The organism is Mesorhizobium sp. L-8-10 (assembly GCF_016756635.1).
Lineage (GTDB): Bacteria > Pseudomonadota > Alphaproteobacteria > Rhizobiales > Rhizobiaceae.
In genome coordinates, this window is sequence record NZ_AP023263.1 from 3,116,285 (window position 1) to 3,136,082 (window position 19,798).

Consider the following 19,798-nt stretch of genomic DNA (forward strand, 5'->3'; position numbering starts at 1 on the left):
ATCGCGCAATCGGGGATCCGGTATGAGTGCGCACCAGCCGGCAGGTTTTCTCGGGCGATGGTCGATCGCGACGAAGCTGGCCTTCGCCGTAGCGCTGGTTCAAGTCTGCGGCCTGGCGGCGGGATGGCTCGTCGCGGGCAGCGTGTCCGGCTCCACCATCCCGTTGCTCGTGCAAGCCGTTGCGGCGTTCATCTCGGTGCTGGTCGTGCCGATCGTCGCTTTGGCGGCAGTCGGGCGGCCGCTGGCTTCTCTCGACGAACGGATCGCCGGGCTGGGCCGTGGGGACCTCGACGCGGCTGTGCCGGGTCTGAGGCGTGGTGGCGAGGCCGGGTCGCTTGCCCGATCGCTCGACGGCCTTCGCCTGGCACTACTGGAGAAACGCTGCGCGGATGAGGCCGCGGCAGCGGAGCGCGAGGCCCTGGAGGTGCGGCGCCGGGACAGCGACGGCGCCCGTGTGGCGGCCGTCAAGCTGCAGGCTGCGGTGGTCCGGCTGATCAGCGCCGCACTGGCCAGGGTCGCCGAGGGCGATCTGACGGCGCGGCTGAAGGTGGATGTGCCGCGCGACTGCGGCAACCTCAAGAACGATTTCAACCAGGCAATGGACAGGCTCCAGGAGACGATGGACGCCGTCGTCGCCACCGGCCGGCAGATTCGTGCCGAGGCCGCCGACGTCTTCCATGCCGCGGGCGAACTGGCTGAGCGCGCCGGGCGGCAGGCGGCGGAAGTCGAGCAGGTGGCGGCGGCGACACGGGAGGTGACGCGCTCGCTGTCGGACACGGCGAGCGGCGTGGGGCATGCGCGTTCGGCGGTCGAGGCCGCGACCGAGGATGCCGATCGCGGCAGGGCTGTCGTCGGCAGGACGGTGACCGCCATGAGCGGCATCGAAAGATCGTCCGAGCAGATCGGCAGGATCGTGGGCGTCATCGACGAAATCGCGTTTCAGACCAATCTCCTGGCGCTCAACGCAGCCGTCGAGGCGGCGCGGGCGGGCGAGGCGGGGCGCGGCTTCACCGTGGTCGCCCAGGAGGTGCGCGCGCTGGCGCTGCGCTGCGCCGAAGCAGCGAGGGAAATCAAGCTGCTGGTCTCGTCCTCGTCGGGCGAGGTCAGGAGCGGCGTGCAACTTGTCGCCGAGACCGGTACCGCCATCGAGCGCCTCGCCGCCAGGGTCGGCGATGTGGGCTCCATGGTGACGACGGTGGCGCGCGGCGCCTCCGACCAGGCGACCAGCCTTCGGGGCGTCGACACGGCGCTGAACGCATTGGCAGCCGCGAACCAGGAGAACGCTGCCGCAGCCGACCAGTTCACGGCCGCGGGCCGCAGCCTCGCGCGGCAGGCGCGGATGCTCGCCGTGCTTGCCGGCCATCTGCGCGAGGAAGCCGCCGCTCCGCTCCAGGACAATCTCCGGCCGCGTGGCGCCATGCCGGGGAGGACAGGGGCTGCGGCGCTGGCGTTCGAGGAGGCGCCGCGGCGCGCGCGGGACGGATGGCAGGCCTTCTGAGAAAGAACCGGCAGCGCTCCGCGCCGCTGCCGGATCGTCCGGCTCCCGGGGAAGGTCGGAACCGCTTGTCGTCAGATCGGTTCCGCTTTCAGTGCGCCGGCCCAATGCGCAAGGCGTTCCTTGAGCATCCCGTCGCGCAGATAGGCGATGTCCTCGTTGTCTATCTGCTCCACAATCTCGAAAGTGAACGCGTCGGGGCCATGCGTACCCCAAGCGGCCTGCAGCGATCGATGCGGGCTGCTTCCCTGGCGTAGCGTGAACCAGAGACGGTTCTGGATAGTCGAAATGTCGGGCGCCCGACCAACCCAGCATTCGCCCGAGGGCCCGCAGCGTACCGCATAGATTCCCGCCGCGACCTTGCGTTCCTTGTAGGCGTCCACGGCCGCCTTTCGATCGTTGCCCTTCATCTGGTTTTCCCGCGATATCGTACGTGACCCGGTCTAGCTCTATGCCCGGCGTCGTGCAATATTGCCCGGGTAATAATATGTGAACCAAAATCGAAAACCATGACGGATTTTCTGTCGAAGCCCTGCACGGCTTTCTGCGGTGTGAGGCAGATCGCGCGCGGCGCGCTCGCCGAGGTAGCGCTTGCGGTCAAGGCGCATGAGGCCGGCGCTGGCGGTTCCTTGGTTACATTCGACGACGCGACCGGTGCCGTTATCGATCTCGATCTGCGCGGCAGCACCACCGACGTGGTGGCGCGTCTGGCTGAGCGCGGAAGGCAAGGAGGCGGGCCGGAGCCGCACGCGGAGGCCCGAGGCACCGCGGGCCGCGGGCGAGGGCGGCCGAAACTCGGCGTGGTGGCGCGAGAGGTGACGCTGCTGCCGCGTCATTGGGAGTGGCTTGCCGCACAGCCGGGTGGCGCGTCCCAGGCCTTGCGGCGGTTGGTCGACCTGGCGCGCCATGCCGATGGCGGCCGGACCGGCGCCAGAATGGAGCGCGAGCGGGCCTATCGCTTCATGGCCGCGCTCGCGGGTGATCTGCCGGGTTTCGAGGAGGCCGTCCGCGCCCTGTTCGCAGGCGACGAAGCGGCTTTTGCAGCGCGGATCGCCATGTGGCCCGGGGACGTGAAGGCCTATGCGTCGAGATTGGCAAAGGGTGCCTTCGCGGAGAAGCAGTGAAGACGGTCGCGGGACGGCCGTCTTCGCCGGATGCTTCGTCAATCCGCGTCGTGGCGGCCCGCAATGATCTCGCGCTTGCCGACATGGTTGGGAGCGCCGACCAACCCTTCCTTCTCCATGCGCTCGACCAGGGAGGCGGCGCGGTTGTAGCCGATGCCGAGCCGCCGCTGGATGTAGGAGGTCGAGCACTTGTTGTCGCGCAGCACGACCTTGACCGCCTGGTCGTAGATCGCATCGCCGTCCTCGGCCGCCACGGCTCCCTTGTCGAAGACGGGCGTCTGGTCTGCTGCCTCTTCTTCCTCCTCGTCGTCGGCGGTCACGGTTTCGAGATATTCCGGGCGGCCCTGCGCCTTGAGGTGAGCGACCACCTTCTCGACTTCCTCATCCGAAACGAAGGGGCCGTGCACGCGCACGATGCGCCCGCCGCCGGCCATATGCAGCATGTCGCCCTGGCCGAGCAGTTGCTCCGCCCCCTGCTCGCCGAGGATGGTGCGGCTGTCGATCTTGGACGTCACCTGGAAGGAGATGCGGGTCGGGAAGTTGGCCTTGATCGTGCCGGTGATGACGTCGACCGAAGGGCGCTGCGTGGCCATGATGAGATGGATGCCGGCGGCGCGCGCCATCTGCGCCAGGCGCTGGATGGTGCCCTCGATCTCCTTGCCGGCGACCATCATCAGGTCGGCCATCTCGTCGACGATGACGACGATGTAAGGCATCGGCGCGAGGTCGATCTCCTGCTGCTCGAAGAGCGGCTCGCCGGTGCCCTGCTCGAAGCCGGTCTGCACCGTCATCACGACGACTTCGCCCTTGTCGCGGGCCGCGGCCGCGCGCTGGTTGTAGCCGTCGATGTTGCGCACGCCGAGCCGCGCCATCTTGCGGTAGCGGTCCTCCATCTCCCGCACGGCCCATTTCAATGCCGTCACCGCCTTCTTGGGGTCGGTGACGACGGGGGTCAGCAGATGCGGGATGCCGTCATAGGCGGAGAGCTCCAGCATCTTCGGGTCGACCATGATCAGCCGGCATTCCTCCGGCTTCAGCCGGTAGAGCAGCGACAGGATCATGGTGTTGATGGCGACCGACTTGCCCGAGCCCGTGGTGCCGGCGACGAGCAGATGAGGCATCTTGGCGAGTTCGGCGATGACGGGCTCGCCTCCGATCGTCTTGCCGAGGCCGAGCGCCAGCTTGCAGCCGGTCTTGCGGAAGCCGTCGGACCCGATCAATTCGCGGAAATAGACAGTCTCGCGGGTTTCGTTCGGCAACTCGATGCCGATGACGTTGCGGCCGGGAACCACGGCGACGCGCGCCGAAATCGCGGACATCGAACGGGCGATGTCGTCGGCCAGGCCGATGACGCGCGAGGATTTGACGCCGGGCGCCGGCTCGAATTCATAGAGCGTGACGACGGGACCCGGCCGGACATGGATGATCTCGCCGCGCACGCCGAAATCCTCCAGAACGCTCTCCAGGAGGTCGGCATTCTGCTCCAGCCGTTCCTGGGACATGTAGAAGCCCTGGCCTTCCGGCGCCTCCTGGAGAAGCTCTTCGGAGGGGAGTTCATAGCTGTCGCCGCCGCGCGGCTGCGTCGTGCCGCCCACGGGCGGCAGGGCAGCCGGGATGCGCGGGGCAGGGACCGCGGGGACCGTTTCGTTGGTCGCATCCGGTTCACGGACCGGCATTTCCCCAGTCTCGGCCGCCGGTTCGACGACGACGGGAGCCGCCGCTTGCTCTTGCGGGTCGACGGCGGTCGACGGGAGCTCGGCCTCGGCGGTCGCGACATCCGGTACGACGGGTGCAACGGCCTCCATTGGCGCCGCCGGCACACCATGAACGGGCAGGCACTCGATGACGCGGAACAACGCCGTGATTTCGGCCGCTGCCCCCGGCAGTCCCGCCGGCGCCGCGGTGGCCGGTGCACTGCCGACCGGCGGCTCCGCTCCGGCGAGCGGGCCGCGAACGGCCAGGCGGGAAAGCGGAGCGGCTGTGTCGGGTTCGGCGAGTTCGAAGAAGGCGTGGTCCGACAGGTAGGACCAGCGGCTGTCTTCCACGCGGATAGGCTCGACCGGGCAGGGCTGAGCGACCGCGGGCGTCTCGGCCGGCAAAGCCGTCGCCTTCGCCGTCGCAGGCAGGTCCGGGTTCGGTGCCGTATGTGCGACGACAGGCGCGGGACGTTCTTCGACCGAAGGCCTGCTTGCAGGCGGCGACATGGGTGCCGTCTTCGCGGATGTGGCCACGGACTGGGGCCGCGATGCGGGCGCACCGGCGGCAGGCCGCTCGTTCTCCCGCGGCAAACGAGGGTTCTCGGCCTCGTAGTCGGGCGTGCGGGTGAACCGGACATTGGGCGCCAGGAAGAAATGTTCCTGCAGCGTGGAGCGATTCGGTTCGCTCGGGCCGGGCCGTGCGCTGGCGTCCATGGCCGGTTGCCCGCCCCGCCCACGCTGACGGTCGTTGGCGTAGAGACACACGACCCGGGAACTCCCGTCGTCGGGTCCTCCCGCCCTCGGCGCCCTTTGGGACCCATCTTCGAAATGGCCTTCAGGGCCGTCGCCGTCAGAACCTTGGCCGGAAAAATTGGATCGGGGAAAACGCATGGACCCTACTCGAGACTCGCCGGTGAGACACCCCTTGAGCAATAGGAACCGGTGGTTAACAGTTCCTTCCAACTCCATAGTCGGACACGAGGCGTCGGCATCGTGAGTGACGCGAAAGGGTCAGGAGGCGGCCCCGGTCGTCGGCAAGGCCATTGCTGAGCGCGACGACGTAATCCATTGGCGCGAACGGCGGACCGCCTGACGGGTTGCGCCATGGTCCGCCGCATCGCGGCCCCGACTATGTGTCTCTGAGCGCCCGGTTGAAATAGTCCGTGATGGGCTTTGTGATATAGCTCACAGGGGAGCGACTCCTTGTCGTGAAAAATGCCTCGACTGGCATTCCCGATATCAAGGTGACCTCACCCAGTCTTTCGACCTCCGGCTCTATCAGCGAAACTTCGACGAAGTAGTAGAGCTTCTGTGTGCGTTCGTCCAGGAAAGCATCGGCGGAGATGTTCGTTACTTGTCCTTCGATTACAGGCGTCGAGCGTTGGTTGAATGCGATGAACCGGAGCGAGGCGGCCTGTCCCGGATAGACCTGATCAACGTCCGCCGCGTCGACCCGAACCGAGACGGATACGGGCTCGTTGTCGGGGACGACGTACATGATCGGTTTCGCCGCTTCTACCACGGATTGCAGCCCCAGCACCTTCGAGTCATGTATTATTCCGCTGACAGGTGTTCTTATTTCGAGCTTCGAAAGCTTGTATAAAAGTCCTCTCCTGCTCTCGAGCAGCTTCTTTTTCATTTGTCCAATCAGATTCAGGCTGTCCGACGATTTTTCTTTTATCTCGTACGGTATCAAGTGGATTTTTAGTTTCTGCTCGGATATCTTTGCCTTCATCTCTGCGATCTTCGCTATCAAACGCCCGATTTCGCCGTTCGTCGCGATGACGTCCCTTTGCAACGTCGTCACAACCGTCTTCGTGATGATCCCCTTCTCCAGGCTTTGAAGTGATTTCTCCAGTTCGTCCTGCGCCAGCGCCAGATGCTCGCGTTTGGAGTCGAGTACGGCCTGCTCCCCGACGGTCTGGTCGTGGACCTGCCTGATCTGCTCTTCGAGAAGGCGAACCTGCGTATCCAGGGAGGTGTAGTGTGCATCCAGCTGTCGTTGCTGGCGCTCGAGCAATGCGGTCAGCTCGGGATTTTCCGTTGTCGCTTCCCGCAGGATGCGGTGCGGTGAAAGCTTCTTCTGGTCGCTAAGCTCGGCCATCAGCCGTGCTTCATTTGCCAGGATCTCGAACAACTCGCCTTCGACTGCAGCCAGTTCGGTGCGAAGCTGGGTTTCGTCGAGCTTCAAGACGATGTCGCCGCTTTGCACCTTGTCTCCGTTGCGCGCCAGGACCTCGGCGACGACGCCGCCGACCGGATGCTGAACCACGGTTCGAACGGAAGACACCTGAACCTGGCCCTTGGCGATCACTGCGCCGGATATCTTCAGCGTCGTGCCCCACACGAAAAGGAGCCCGAATAGTGCGGCTGCCGCGACGAAACCGATACTGAGCGGCTTCCAGATCGACCACGAACGTCGTGTTTGTCCAGCTTGGACCATATCGTTCAGCCCTCGTCCCGTGCCTTGCTTATCTTGATGCCGTCGATCGCTTTCTTCTCATTGAGCTTCACCACGTTGCCCATCGTCCTGGCCATATCGTTTCCCGCGGGTTTGACCTCACTCAGTCGACCGTCGTCCAAACGGAAACGCCGGGTGGGCTGGAACTTCTTCAAGGCAGCGCGGGTCAGGAGGATTATGACGCCTCCGCGTCCGAGAAGGCTTTCGACGGTGCCCCTCAGCTCGTTCGAGAGACCTTCCCTGAAGGTCTGGTCCGGCTCATCGACAATCAATATCTTGGGGTCCCTGTAGAGCGCACGCGCGAGCGCGATCTGGTGTCGCTCGCTCTTGGAGAAGCTGCTTGCCGCAGCGTCGATGGGAGTGCCGTACCCGTTCGGCAGTGCGCGGATCAACTGGTCGATTTGCGCCAGTCTTGCGACCTCGAACAGCTTCTCTCTGTCCGGTGCATGCTGCAGGCACGTGATGTTCTCCTCGATTGTTCCGTTGACGAACCCGACATGCTGGGGAACATAGGCGAAGACCTCGCTCGCCTGGTCCACGGAAAGGCGCTCGATGCGCGCGTCGCCGACCCGGACTTCGCCGCCGGCCCGCGGCATTCGTCCGAGCAAGGTTTCGGCCAGCACGGTCTTTCCGGACCCGCTGTTGCCGACGATTTCAATAAACGACCCGGGTTCGGCTTTCAGGTCGACGGATCTGAGGATCTTCTGCCTGGTAAGCGGCGACCGCACCGAAACGCCAGACAGCGAAAGAGATGATGCGTCGCCGACCTCGGGATGATGGACGCCTGTCGATTTGGCGGCCTTGAGTGTTTTGTCGAGCTTTCTCCAATCGGAGATCGCCTCGCCAATCCTCGGCAATTGCTTCACGAACCGTTCCACGGGGTAGAAGACGCGCATCGACAGGAACATGCACGCGACCATGGCGCCCATTGTGAGTTGTTCATCGAGGATCAGATAGGCTCCGGCAGCCAGAACCGAATACTGCATGAGCATCGCCGCATGGGTCGAAAGTATCGAAAACCATGCGTTCCAGTCGTTGAGCTCGATCGCGCTGTCGCGCGACTTCCGCCGGGCCCGTATCCAGTTTTCGTTGTAGGCCGGCGTCATCTGCTGGGATTGGATGACGTCGCGCGAGACGAGCAGCATGTCCTTCAGGGCGCCGATCCTGTTCCTCGCTTCGCTGAACCGCTCGTCGCGGTCTTTGGCGAAGGCGGTCCTCACAATCATGATCGCGAGCAACAGCAAGAGACCGCCGACCACGACCCAGCCCAATACCCAGTGAATGAGGAAAATCGTGACCAGAAACATGGGAGACCACAGGAAGTCCAGGATGGCCACCAGGGAACCCGAGTGGAAAAAGCTGCGAAGGTTGTCCGCCTCGTTCAGATCGCTCGTCGGCTTGCTGGCATTACCGACGAGATATGCGTCTCGCGCCGTGGCGCTGAATATATGGTCTTCCAGCCGTTCCTGAAATTGCGCGCCGAACCTGGCCAGGATACGGCGCCTGGAGTAATCGAGCAGCGTCATCACGACCAGGAACGTGACCACGAGCAGGAATAGGGCGACCAGGGTGGCTTCGGACCGCGAGGGGAGAACCCTGTCGTGAACGAGAAGTATGAAGAGTGGCCCTGTGAGCCTCAACAGGTTGTACAGGAAGCTGAAGGCGACCGCGACGTACAGGATATAGCTGACGCTGCGAAACGTGCCCCTGAGAATATTCTGGTTTTGTCTCTCGCCCATGGCAGTCCGCTTCCCCCGAAGGTTGTCTCTTCGTGAAGGCCATTGGGGGATTGCGCAGGTGTTGCCTGTGAATAGAGGCAACAGCGCGCAATCCCGCTCGTGACGGGTCCTGTTGAAGGAACTGTCAGGCTTCCGCTCTTTTGACCTGAGAGATGTTGAAGGACATGATGACCCGATCGGCCTTCTGCCCGCTTTCTTTCGCCATGTTCGGGTCGACGCCGTGATAGAGCCAGCTGGGGAATATGAGCATGCGCCCGGCCATCGGCTTATAGTTCACCTTGGTCCAGCAATCCCGAGGCCTTTTCTTCTTCGCGATGTATTTTGGCTGATTCATGAGCAGAGCCGTGCGCGGATCGACAAACTCTATTTCTCCGGCACCTTCGGGTGCTTGAACATAGTAGACGCCGCTCCAGATGCAGCCGGGATGGATATGCGCACGATTGCCGTTCCCAGGAGGGTTTATGATCGACCACATCGTCGTGACTTTCAGGGTGTAGTCATTCGCGTAGCCGAGTTCCCTCGACATCAGGCTTGTCACGGAATTCACGTGCGTCAGCAGCTCCGCGTATGCCGGCGATTTGTGAAGCCCGGTATGGCTGTGCCAGCTCCCGAGTTGGGGAGTATTCGACTTGTTGACGCCGCTCCTGTCTCGTTCCCGCTCGTTGTATATGGAAGTCAGAAGGGAATTGTTCAGGTCGCCATGGTTCCCGATGTCATGCTGAAAGACCATCGTCGGGAAATAATTGGTGCGAACCAAAGAGACATTTGCATTCATCGTACACTTTCCTCCACCGATAGTGAATCTTAGTTTGTTTCACAATCGCTGCAACACTGCATCCATGATGTAGATTGCAGTCGAAATCTGCTTCGTTCTTGGAAGATAATCTCCAGTCTATCAAAGATACATCTTGCCAAAGAAGGAATGCTACTGTACATATATCATTGCATACCGATCGTGAATTGACCGTGAATTCAACGTCGGGCGACAGAATCCAAATCTATTACTTGTTTGTATTGTTATCGAACGGAACTGTTGAGAGCATCGGATGGAGGACCTGTGATGCGGGCAAATGGCGGCACAAGAGCGAAGACCCTCGTCAATGGCGTGGTCCTATGTGCCCTGGGGGTCTTCGTGATGGAGGCGCCCTTGCGGGCGCGGGCGGCAGGCGCCGAGGAGCAGCCGCCCTATGACAGCACCGTGGATACGGTTTTCGACATAATACATGAGTCCGATCCGACAACCTTCGTCTGCATGGAATATGCCGGTCGTGGTGCGCGCCAGATCTGGGACAAAAGGGTAGACGGCGAACCCGTGGTCGACGCATTCCTCTTCGTCGCGCGATACAATGATGGGACGAGCATCGAGATCGCCATAAACCCCGAATTCGAAACGGAGGAGAATGCCCGGAAAGAGGCGCTCCGCTATGCCGCTCCGCTCGGGCTGCTGCCCACGCTGCTCAGGGAGGGGGTCCAGCGCTTCAGCGTCCACATGGGCGAGAAGGGATTTCACGCGGGCACCGGACAAATCGTCGTCTATTCAGGGACCGCCGACAAGCGTTCAGACCACAGTCATCTCGAAGAGTCGTTGTTTCACGAATCCGTGCATGCCTCGCTCGACGACGAACACAGGCTGTCGGCCGGCTGGCGCGACGCACAGATGCGCGACGGCCGATTTCTTACATCCTATGCGCAAAGGAGCCCCGAGCGGGAGGACCTGGCCGAAACCGCGCTGTTCGCTTACGCGATATCGCATTACCCCGAGCGCTTTCCGCCAGCGGACACCTCGGACACATTGCGCGCCGTGCCCAATCGGATCGACTACATCAAACAGCTTCTTCCTCCGCATCAGGCGATATTTCACAAGGTCCGGGATGCGGAAGCCTGCAGGCAGGATGCGAAATAGGGGTGCCGTGGCACGATGAGCAGTCGGCTCGACAGCAGTACTATGACCCCTTCCGCGGCAAGGCATGATCTTTCGGATTGGCTCGCCTTGCACGATCTCGATCCGTCTCTTTGCGGGCGGCTTCTGGACGCGGCGGCGAGACAGATCGCTCGTGAACCGACCGATGACGGCGAGTTTGCATCCGAAACATGCGCATTCGACCGGGAGACCGCGTGGCTGGGAGCTGTCGAGGCATTGTGCGCATTCTTCCCGTCGGCAAGCGGCACCATCCGGTTCGCTTTCGAGAATACGTCCAGGATCCTGGTGAAAGAGGCGAGGTATCGCCGGCGTGCGGTTACCTTGAACGACGCAGGAAACGGCTTCCCGCTCATCCTGTACACCTACCGCGGTACCGCCTCCGACTGGATGGTCATCGCGCACGAATTCGGTCATGCCCTCCAAGCGGTCGCAAGCGAGGGGCGGTTCGTGGCACCCGCCATCCGGGAGGTGTGCGCCTTCATCGGCGAGATAACCTTGATCTCACATATGCGAATACTTGGCGATGACCGGTCGCTTCGACTTCAGCGGGCATGGGCGCGAGACGATCTCAAATACCTCGGGACGGATCGGGAGGAACTGGAATCCGTTCTGAGCTGGCCGGATTCGCCTTATCGCTACAGCTGGAATTATCCCATAGCCAGGTACCTTTCCATCGAGATTTGCCAAAAGATGGCACGCGAGCATGTTTGGGCAGTCTTCGAAGGTAAAGTTCAAATGCAAAAAATTCTTAGTAAAATTACAATTGAACCAAGCTTGAATACGAGTATTTCTTAGATATTATTTATGGCATTCTATGTTCATTCCAGGGGATTGTTATCGAATATAATTGCAACTCACGTTAGATTTTTGACGATATGCTTGACATATTTGAAAGCATGGCTGATAGTTGGTTTTCTGATAGGCGCGCGATCTCTACGGCGCTAAGCAGGCGTGGAGAAAAATACTTCATTCGCCTGCACTTCGCGTGCCGATCGAAGCGACGTATCGCAGTATCCGACGATGGTCGTACCCCGGTTGGGTCTCTGTCGGCGGAAGCAAATTCGAATACGTCGACAGGCTGGCGGGCCCCGTTCGGGTCAGTCAACCGTAGTAGTCTTTGGCAGGGTCCACAGTAGATCGGCCAACCCTTCAAGCAAGATGAAGACATTCAGTGAGCAGCAAGGAGCTGTTCACGGTGCTAACCTCATGGAGGACGTCGATGTTTATTTGTGAAACCCGCTCCGCAATCTCCGCTGAGACCTCAGCCGGCCTGGGCCGATTCCTCGGGGCGGATCCGTTCGAAGCGGCCCTGAGCTTGTTCGGACCGGAAGATCTCTACTCACCCCTCAGCTTTGCGCAGCCCGCCGACAATGACGGCAACGAAGGTAACGAGGGCGACGAGTTCAACGAAGGCGACGAAGGCAACGAGGGCGACGAATTCAACGAAGGCGACGAGGGCGAAGAGGGCAACGAAGGCAACGAAGGCGACGAAGGCAACGAAGGCGACGAAGGCAACGAAGGCAACGAGGGCGACGAATCAACGAGGGCGACGAAGGCAACGAAGGCAACGAAGGCACAGCCAACGAAGGCGACGAAGGCGACGAGGACAACGAAGGCAACGAAGGCAACGAAGGCGACGAGGGCGACGAAGACAACGAAGGCAACGAAGGCGACGAAAACAACGAAGGCGACGAAGGCGACGAAGGCAACGGCGACGAAGGCGACGAAGGCAACGAATTCAACGAAGGCGACGAAGGCAACGAAGGCAACGAGGGCGACGAGGGCGACGAGGGCGACGAGGACAACGAAGGCAATGAGGGCGACGAAGGCAACGAAGGCGACGAAAACAATGAAAACAATGAGAACGACGAAGGCGACGAAGGCGACGAGGACAACGAAGGCAACGAAGGCAACGAAGGCAACGAAGGCGACGAGAGCTGACTATCGGCTCAATGCCACAGGGCTGCCGGCTGCGCTTTTGCGCAGCCGCTCAAGCCAAGCGAAGACGGGAGCCCGGTATGCCGGGCTCTCCTTTCAACAGGTGATGGCGGACTGCCGCCCCGCTTGGAACTGCCGTTCTTGCGCCCCTCCGCGACCGGATCAACCGTTCTACATCAGATCCAGACTTGAACGAGCGCAACTCGCTCGAGCTGGATGGGCAACAAGACCGCTGGACAGAATTGCCGGATCCGCTTGACCGGGTCCGATCATCGTGACGGAATCCGTATTGCGCATGCAAGACGGAAAGCCACTGCAGAACGGATGGAGTGCAGCCATGGCCGAAGGAAGAAAACCGGACTTCGATGTGTTCTCGATCAGGGAACGCGACGGCGGAAAGGACGTGTTCACCAAGATCGGCGTAGCCTTCAAACGCCACGAGGCGGAGGGAATATCGATTCTCCTCGATGCCTTGCCCCTGGGGCGCCGTCTTGCCGTATTGCCCCCTCTGCCCCCGCAGGACGAGGAAAAGCGCTAGTTGGACTGCCTATGTCGGCTGCGTGAGTTGCCGATTGCGGCGTGTGTCCTTGCGCGAAAGCCGGGCGGGCCCGGATGGGCCGCGCCGGCGACTGACGTCGAAAAAAGCCGGGCGTTGTCGTCGAACAGCTGGCGCCAGCTGTTCGACCGGCGTTTTCTTCTTGCCTTCCTCGCCCTTGCAGAAGGTGCCAACGATGCTCGATCCGACGCCGGCCTTCGCGCGGCGGCCACCGGAGGGAGCCTTCAGAACAGGTCGAAGTCGCCCGCCTCGTGCTTGCCGCCCCGAGCCTTGTCGCCGTTTCCGGCGCCGATCTTGCCGACGAGTTCGTCGAGACGCAGCTTTCCGGTCGCACGACGGGTCTCGACGTGGAAGTCGGCGGGCACGGCCTCGGCGATCATGCGCAGGAAATCCGCAATGCCGGCCAGTTTCTGTGAGACCAGGTCCGATTCCTGCATGGCCTTCACATAGGCGGTGTCCGCCGCGCCCGCTGCCCAGGTGAGGCGGGCGATCAGTGACTGGTTGTGGTCGACGAGTTGCGCCATGGCGGCGAGTTCCTGCTCGACGCGAAGCATCACCGCCGCCAGCGGCTCGTGGAATTCCTCGGCATGGGCGATGGTCTGCGCGGTGAGCATGTTATCCTCAGAAGAGTTCGACATTGCCGAGTTCCGCCGGAGCCGGCCGCTGGATCACGGGCTGCGGGGGCTCGACGGTGCTGCGCGGCAGAAGGAACTGGCGCGCCTTGCCGGTCGAGGGCTGGTATTCGAGCTTGCGGCCCTGGTCGCCGCCGACGCTGCCGCCGGCATAGCGGATCGATTCATTGTCCAGGAACTTGCGGGCGAATTCGAAGTTCTTGGCCCCGATGTCGGCAAAACCCTGCACGGTGCGGGCGCCGCCGAACAGCTTGGCCTCAAGTGTGTGCCGGGTCGCGCCGCGCTGGAGCAGGCCGTTGACCAGCAACTCCATCAGATACACGCCGAAACGTTCTGCTTCATTCTGCTTCGCGCGCTCTCCGTCGCCGGGCAGGAGAAAGTGATTCATGCCGCCGATGCCGAGCACGGGGTCGCGCATGCAGGCGGCGATGCAGGAGCCGAGCACGGTGGTGAGCACGGTGTCGCTCTCATCCGTGACGTAGCAGTCGCCCTGGATGATATGGACCCGGTTGGGCCGTCGGGAGACTTGGCTCAATGAAGCCTCCCGACGATCGCTTCGAGCGAGCGTCGCAGATTGTCCGGCGTGAAGGGCTTCGTCAGATAGTTGTTGAGGCCCAGCTTGGAGCCGTCCTCGAGCACCTTGCGGTCGGCATTGCCGGTCAGGATGATGAAGGGCGTGCGGCTGAGCGGCTTGCATTCCCGGATCGCCTTCAGCAGCTGCAGGCCGTCCATCTTCGGCATGTTGTAGTCCGAGATGATCAGGTGGCAGGGGGCAGTCATCATCATCTTCAGCGCCTGCTCGCCGTCGGCTGCCACGTGGATCTGGCGGAAGCCGAGATTCTCCAGCGCGTCGCGCAGCAGGAGCCGGCTGGTGGTCGTGTCGTCGACGACGAGGATCTTCAATTGGGCGAGGAGTGACACTTTATGCTCCCTTGTTTCCGGCCCCGGTGGGGTCGAGAATTTCCTGGCTTATTCTTGTCAGGTGCACCTGTTTCTCAACCGCACCGATTTCGTGGGCGACCCGCGGCATGCCGTAGATCAGTGAACTCGCTTCGTTCTGGCCGATCGTGCGCGCACCCGCCTGGCGCATCTGCAGCAGGCCTTGCGCGCCGTCCCTGCCCATGCCCGTGAGGATGGCGCCGACGGCGCTGCGCCCCGCCGCCCTGGCCACCGAGGACATCAGCACGTCGACCGACGGGCGATGGCCGGAGACCGGATCGCCTTCGCGCAGGCGGCTCTCGAACAGATCGCCGCGCCGCGTCACCTCCAGATGGAACTGACCGCCGGGCGCGATATAGACATGGCCGGGGCTGAGCAGCTCGCGGTCCCGCGCCTCGGTGACGGTCGGCTTGCACAGCCGGTCGAGCCGCTCGGAGAAGCTCCTGGTGAAATTCGCCGGCATATGCTGGGTAATGACTGTCGGCGGGCAGTCGGCCGGAAAGCCCGACAGCACGGTGATGAGCGCCTCGACGCCGCCGGTCGAAGCGCCGATCGCGACGATGCGCTCGGTCGCCCGATAACCGTGCGCGACCGGGGCCGCGGCGGTCGGGTGCGATTGTTGCGCCGCCTGGCTGCGCTCCTGCCGGGCCCGCCGGGATTCGCCGGCGGCGCGAACCTTGTCGGCGAGGTCGGCAAAGGTCCTGTCGTCCTGCAGCGACGGTTTGGCCACGCAGTCGAAGGCGCCGTTCATCAGGGCCTCGACGGTGACCGCGGCGCCACTGACGGTGAGCGTCGACACCATGATGACGGGGCGAGGGCGATGTTTCATGACGCGCCGCAGGAAGTCGAGGCCGTTCATCTTGGGCATTTCGACGTCGAGGGTGATCACGTCAGGGTCGAGCGTATCGACCAGGCGAAAGGCTTCCGTCGGGTCCGGCGCTTCGCCGACGACCTCGATGCCGGGCGAGCTGCTCAGTGCATAGGAGATGATCTTGCGCATCGTGGCGCTGTCGTCGATGACCAGCGCGCGGACGGGTTTCATCGCAGGCTCCCCGGCGCGCGGCGCCATGTGGTGATGCCGTCATTGACGAAGATGTCGGCGGCCGGTCCGGCGATGCGCTCGGAATGGCCGATATAGAGATAGCCGCCCGGCAGCAGCGTGCCGGCGAAACGCGCCCAAAGCTCGGCCTGCTTGTCCTTGTCGAAATAGATCGCGACGTTGCGGCAGAAGATCACGTCGAAAGGCCGCTTCATAGGCCAGCGGGCGAACAGGTTGAGCTCGCGGAAGGCGACCAGCTCGCGCGCCTCGTCGGGCACCTGCCATTTCAGCTCGCTGCCGTCGCGGACCTTGCGCAGCCAGCGGTTCCTGATCTCGGCCGGAACATCCTCGACAGCGACGTCGCTGTAGAGGCCGGCACGGCCCTCGGCGACCATGTTGGGGTCGATGTCGCTCGCCAGGATCTTGAAATCGCAGTCGAGCACGTCGGGCATCATCTGCAGGATGACCAGGGCGGCGGAGTAAGCCTCCTGGCCGTTCGAGCAGCCGGCCGACCAGATGCGCACCTGCCCGCCCCGGCGGGCGCGGGCGACGAGCTGCGGCAGAACGGTCCGCTGCAGATGGTCGAAATGATGCTTCTCCCGGAAGAACTTGGTGACGTTGGTGGTGAGGGCGGCGACCAGCTTCTGGCGCTCGTCGACCGCGTTGCCGCTGGAGACGAGCGCGCAATAGTCGCGGAAGCTTGACAGGCCGAGCGCGCGAAGGCGCTTGGCGAGGCGGGCATAGACGAGCGCCGCCTTCGCTTCCGACAGGCTTATCCCGGCATCGTCATGGAGGATCGCCGCGATCTGCCGGAAATCGGCCATCGTCAGCAGATACTCGCCCGGAACGAGAGCCGGAGCCTCCCTGGTCGCCGACATGGTCAATGGACGGTTCCCGCCGATTCCTGGCTCTGCGGCAGGACGCAATCCAGCGAGATGAGGCTGATCATCCGGCCTTCGATCGCCAGGACGCCTCGCATGAAGAGGCGGGCCAGCTCGGAAGCCACGTCGGGCGTCGGCTGGATCGTGTTGGCGTTGATCGTGAGGATGTCCGAGACGGCCTCGACCAGCAGTCCGACGCTCTGGTTGTTGACCTGCGTGACGATGATGACGTGGCGTGCCGTCGGCTCCGTTGCCGTGAAGCCCAGGCGAGCCGCGAGGTCTATCACCGGCAGCACGGAGCCGCGCAGGTTGATCACGCCCTTCACATAGTCCGGCGAATGGGGCAGGGGAGTGGTCTGGGTCCAGCCCCGGATGTCCCGCACCGACATGATGTCGACGCAGAACTCCTGGCCGCCGAGACGGAAGGCGATCAGCTCGCTGTTCGCGGAGAGGTCTTTCTCGCTGGCTTGCATCATGCTGCGTTCCTTTTGCGATTGGAGAGGTCGGACCGATTCATCTCGGAGCGGGTGCCGGCGACGATCGCGTCGACATCGAGGATGACGGCCACACGCCCGTCACCCAGGATGGTGGCGGCGGCAACGCCGACGACGTGGCCGTAGTTGGTTTCGAGGCTTTTGATCACAACCTGCTGCTGGCCGATAATGCCGTCGACGAGCAGGGCATTCTGGGTACGGTTCTCCGATTCCACCAGGATGGCCACGCTGTTGAGCGGGTCGGCCTCCTCGTCGCGATAACCGAGCTGCAGCCCGATATCGATGAGCGGAATGAAGGAGCCGCGTATGGCGATGACCTGGCTCGTCTCACCGAGCCCGTGCACATCCTGCCGCTTGGGTTGCAGCGTCTCCACAATGGCGGTCAGCGGCACCACGAGCGTCTGGCCGGCGATGGTCACGACCATGCCGTCGAGCACGGCCAGCGTCAGCGGCAGGCTGAGCGTGAAGGTGGTGCCCAGGCCCGGCCGCGAGGTGATCGAGATGCGGCCGCCGAGAGCCTGGATCGAACGTTTCACCACGTCCATGCCGACGCCGCGTCCCGAAACATCCGAGATCGTGCTCGCGGTGGAGAAGCCGGGATGGAAAATCAGGTCGTCGATCTCGCCGTCGGTCAGCTGCGCATTGGGGTCGATGAGCCCCTTCGTGATCGCGATGTCCCTGACGCGCGCCCGGTTGATGCCGCCGCCGTCGTCGGACACCTCGATGATCACACGGCCGGAACGGTGGGCCGCGGTCATGCGGACCACGCCCTGCTCGCTCTTGCCGGCGGCAAGCCGATCCTCCGGTTTTTCAAGGCCGTGATCGATGGCGTTGCGGATCATGTGGGTAAGGGGGTCCGCCAGCCGTTCGATGACCGTCTTGTCGACCTCGCAATTCTCGCCCTCGGTCACCAGGCGGACCGACTTGCCGACCATGTCGGCGACCTCGCGGACGACGCGCGACATGCGCTGGAAGATCGGCCGCACCGGCTGGGCGCGGATCGCCATGACGCTGTCCTGGATCTCGCGGGTCAGGTGCTCGAGATCGTCGAGGCCGACCGCCACTTCCGAAAGCCGCGCGATGCCGGCCTCGGTGACGCGCTGTGCCAGCATCGACTGGTTGATGACCAGTTCCCCGACGAGGTCGATCAGCCGGTCGACACGATCGAGGTCGACGCGGATCGTGGTCTGCTGTCCGGATTGGGCTGCCGCCTGTGCGGTGCCGGCCTTGATCAGAAGTTCGGTCGGTGTCGGCTCGCGCTGCGGCTGGGGAGCGGCTGCGGCCTCGACCGGAGCGACCGGACCCGGCAGTTCCGCTACCAGCGCCGAGATGTCGGCTATCGGGATCACCTGGAAGTCGGCGGATTCGGTGGCGTCCGGATCGCTCGGCGCCTTGCGGGCGATGTCGAGATCGCAGTCGAAGGTGACGAATTCGAACACCTCGCGCACCGCGCTTTCCTCGATCGACGGATCGAGCTCGATTGTCCAGGAAAGATAGGAGCCCTCGGGATCGAGTTCCGTCAGCAGCGGCACCGCAGATATGTCGCAGGCGATCCTGGCCTCGCCGAGGCGGCGCAGCTCGCGCAGCAGCACGACGGCGTCATTGGCCTTGGCATAAAGCTCGGGCTTCGGCCGGAAGGTGACCTGGAGCGGGGCCGAGGCATCGTCGCCGAAGGGCGAGTCGAGGCCGGAGCCGACCAGATCCTCGAGCGAGAAGCGGATCGGCGTGAAGCCGTTCTCGTCCGGACCGGGCTCCGGCTCGGCCGCTGCTTCCGGCGCGGTCCCTTCCGTCTGCGCGGCTGACGGGGCGGCGTCTCCCGAAGCCGCGCGCGTCAGCTCGCCATTGAGCTGCGAGATGCGGGCGCGGTCGAGATCGGTTCCGTCGCGCGAGAAGCGCACGAGGTCGGCAAGACCGTCGGCGGCGCGCAGCATGAGCTTGATCAGGCTGCTGCTGATCTCGAGCGCATTGGAGCGCATGAGGTCGAGGGTGGTTTCGAAGGTGTGTGCGAAGCGGACGAGTTCATCGAGCCCGAATGCGCCCGCGCCGCCCTTGATGGAATGAACAGCGCGGAAGACGGCGTTGATCGTCTCGGAATCGCTCTCCTGCTGTTCGATCGCCAGCAGCCCGCTTTCCAGCTCGGCGAGTTGTTCCTCGCATTCCTGGAAGAAGGTCTGCCTGATTGCCGCCATCGTATCCATGATGAAATGCCCCCGGCGGATCAGGCTGCGACGCGATTGATGGCGCTGACCAGCTTCACCGGATCGAAAGGCTTGACGATCCAGCCGGTGGCGCCGGCGCGGCGGGCGCGGTCCTTCTTCTCGTCCATGCTTTCAGTCGTGAGCACGAGGATCGGGATGGCCCGATACTGATCATTGCTGCGCACCGCTTCGATGAAACCGAAACCGTCCAGCCGCGGCATGTTGATGTCGGTGACGATCACGTTCGGCGTGGTGGACTGGAGCACCTCCAGGCCCTCCATGCCGTCCTCAGCCTGCACCACTTCCATCCCGGCGTCACAGAGCGCCGTGCGCAGCATTTCGCGGATGGTCCTGGAATCGTCGACGGTAAGAATGACTTTCTTCATCTAGCTGTTCCTCGCCGAAAGGTGGTTCATGCCTAGCCCCGCCGTTTCGAGGGCCTCGGTGAATTCGGGTGATGCTTCGGTGACTTCAAATTCCATTCCGTCCTGCAACCAGGTAGCCGCCGCCGATAGCAGCACCTGGAGGCATTGCGCGCCCATGCGCTGCACCTGCGCCGCGTTCACCGCCAGGTCCTTGCCGCGGTGCCCGAGGATTTCGCCCGCCAGCGGGCCTGCCGCGGTGATATCGAGCAATGGCGGGAGAGCCATCGTCGCCTGGATTCCGGTCTTCTCGGTCAGCACC

General features: G+C 63.3%; 20 protein-coding genes. 6 read left to right on the forward strand and 14 right to left on the reverse strand.

Features of this window, described 5'->3' with window-relative positions:
* Positions 1 to 22: 22 nt before the first annotated feature.
* Complete coding sequence (locus JN280_RS14495) at positions 23 to 1,498, forward strand: methyl-accepting chemotaxis protein (RefSeq protein ID WP_202313070.1); 1,476 nt, start codon at positions 23 to 25, stop codon at positions 1,496 to 1,498.
* Positions 1,499 to 1,569: 71 nt separating this feature from the next.
* Here the strand turns inward: JN280_RS14495 and JN280_RS14500 are convergent, their stop codons facing one another.
* Entirely contained in the window at positions 1,570 to 1,905 is a 336-nt protein-coding gene (locus tag JN280_RS14500) for a GIY-YIG nuclease family protein (RefSeq protein WP_202313072.1), read from the reverse strand.
* Between the two features lie 99 nt (positions 1,906 to 2,004).
* On the opposite strand from JN280_RS14500, the gene JN280_RS14505 reads away from it, so the two are divergent.
* Positions 2,005 to 2,619, forward strand: coding sequence for a DUF2239 family protein (locus JN280_RS14505; protein WP_202313074.1), 615 nt, complete (start codon positions 2,005 to 2,007; stop codon positions 2,617 to 2,619).
* Between the two features lie 38 nt (positions 2,620 to 2,657).
* Here JN280_RS14505 and JN280_RS14510 read toward each other — a convergent pair whose 3' ends face one another.
* The 4 genes from JN280_RS14510 to JN280_RS14525 all read right to left on the reverse strand — a co-directional run bounded on the left by JN280_RS14510 (position 2,658) and on the right by JN280_RS14525 (position 9,291).
* Positions 2,658 to 5,207, reverse strand: coding sequence for a DNA translocase FtsK (locus JN280_RS14510; RefSeq protein WP_202313075.1), 2,550 nt, complete (start codon positions 5,205 to 5,207; stop codon positions 2,658 to 2,660).
* Positions 5,208 to 5,445: 238 nt separating this feature from the next.
* A complete protein-coding gene (locus JN280_RS14515; protein ID WP_202313076.1) occupies positions 5,446 to 6,759 on the reverse strand; it encodes an HlyD family type I secretion periplasmic adaptor subunit in 1,314 nt (437 codons plus the stop codon).
* Between the two features lie 5 nt (positions 6,760 to 6,764).
* Positions 6,765 to 8,516 (reverse strand): ATP-binding cassette domain-containing protein, encoded by a 1,752-nt coding sequence (locus JN280_RS14520; protein WP_202313077.1) that lies wholly within the window; start codon positions 8,514 to 8,516, stop codon positions 6,765 to 6,767.
* A 124-nt stretch (positions 8,517 to 8,640) separates the two neighbouring features.
* On the reverse strand, positions 8,641 to 9,291 hold the full coding sequence (locus JN280_RS14525) for a TIGR02466 family protein (protein WP_202313078.1): 651 nt from the start codon (positions 9,289 to 9,291) through the stop codon (positions 8,641 to 8,643).
* Between the two features lie 285 nt (positions 9,292 to 9,576).
* Here JN280_RS14525 and JN280_RS14530 point away from each other — a divergent pair, with 285 nt between their 5' ends.
* The 4 genes from JN280_RS14530 (at position 9,577) to JN280_RS14545 (ending at position 12,913) form a co-directional block, all read left to right on the forward strand.
* Complete coding sequence (locus JN280_RS14530) at positions 9,577 to 10,419, forward strand: hypothetical protein (protein ID WP_202313079.1); 843 nt, start codon at positions 9,577 to 9,579, stop codon at positions 10,417 to 10,419.
* A gap of 87 nt (positions 10,420 to 10,506) precedes the next feature.
* Positions 10,507 to 11,232, forward strand: a complete 726-nt coding sequence (locus JN280_RS14535; protein ID WP_202313080.1) for a hypothetical protein — start codon at positions 10,507 to 10,509, stop codon at positions 11,230 to 11,232.
* Positions 11,233 to 11,608: 376 nt separating this feature from the next.
* Complete coding sequence (locus tag JN280_RS14540; RefSeq protein WP_202313081.1) at positions 11,609 to 12,634, forward strand: hypothetical protein; 1,026 nt, start codon at positions 11,609 to 11,611, stop codon at positions 12,632 to 12,634.
* Positions 12,635 to 12,712: 78 nt separating this feature from the next.
* Entirely contained in the window at positions 12,713 to 12,913 is a 201-nt protein-coding gene (locus tag JN280_RS14545) for a hypothetical protein (RefSeq protein ID WP_202313082.1), read from the forward strand.
* A gap of 242 nt (positions 12,914 to 13,155) precedes the next feature.
* Here the strand turns inward: JN280_RS14545 and JN280_RS14550 are convergent, their stop codons facing one another.
* Genes JN280_RS14550 through JN280_RS14590 form a run of 9 tightly spaced genes read right to left on the reverse strand, consistent with a single transcriptional unit; the run spans position 13,156 to position 19,797 of the window.
* The gene (locus tag JN280_RS14550) at positions 13,156 to 13,545 is read right to left on the reverse strand and encodes a hypothetical protein (protein ID WP_202313083.1); all 390 of its coding nucleotides are present in this window, start codon (positions 13,543 to 13,545) and stop codon (positions 13,156 to 13,158) included.
* Between the two features lie 7 nt (positions 13,546 to 13,552).
* Complete coding sequence (locus tag JN280_RS14555) at positions 13,553 to 14,098, reverse strand: chemotaxis protein CheD (RefSeq protein WP_202313085.1); 546 nt, start codon at positions 14,096 to 14,098, stop codon at positions 13,553 to 13,555.
* On the reverse strand, positions 14,095 to 14,484 hold the full coding sequence (locus tag JN280_RS14560; protein ID WP_202313087.1) for a response regulator: 390 nt from the start codon (positions 14,482 to 14,484) through the stop codon (positions 14,095 to 14,097). The genes JN280_RS14555 and JN280_RS14560 overlap by 4 nt, the downstream gene beginning before the upstream one ends.
* Before the next feature lies 1 nt (position 14,485).
* Positions 14,486 to 15,544: a protein-glutamate methylesterase/protein-glutamine glutaminase gene (locus tag JN280_RS14565; protein ID WP_202313089.1), complete on the reverse strand. Its 1,059-nt coding sequence runs from the start codon at positions 15,542 to 15,544 to the stop codon at positions 14,486 to 14,488.
* Positions 15,541 to 16,419, reverse strand: coding sequence for a CheR family methyltransferase (locus JN280_RS14570; RefSeq protein ID WP_202313090.1), 879 nt, complete (start codon positions 16,417 to 16,419; stop codon positions 15,541 to 15,543). Before JN280_RS14570 ends, JN280_RS14565 begins: the two co-directional genes overlap by 4 nt.
* 2 nt (positions 16,420 to 16,421) lie before the next feature.
* Entirely contained in the window at positions 16,422 to 16,895 is a 474-nt protein-coding gene (locus JN280_RS14575) for a chemotaxis protein CheW (RefSeq protein WP_202314774.1), read from the reverse strand.
* On the reverse strand, positions 16,895 to 19,114 hold the full coding sequence (locus tag JN280_RS14580; protein WP_202313091.1) for a chemotaxis protein CheA: 2,220 nt from the start codon (positions 19,112 to 19,114) through the stop codon (positions 16,895 to 16,897). The genes JN280_RS14575 and JN280_RS14580 overlap by 1 nt, the downstream gene beginning before the upstream one ends.
* 20 nt (positions 19,115 to 19,134) lie before the next feature.
* Positions 19,135 to 19,500, reverse strand: coding sequence for a response regulator (locus JN280_RS14585; protein WP_202313092.1), 366 nt, complete (start codon positions 19,498 to 19,500; stop codon positions 19,135 to 19,137).
* Complete coding sequence (locus JN280_RS14590) at positions 19,501 to 19,797, reverse strand: STAS domain-containing protein (protein WP_202313093.1); 297 nt, start codon at positions 19,795 to 19,797, stop codon at positions 19,501 to 19,503.
* Position 19,798 lies beyond the last annotated feature (1 nt).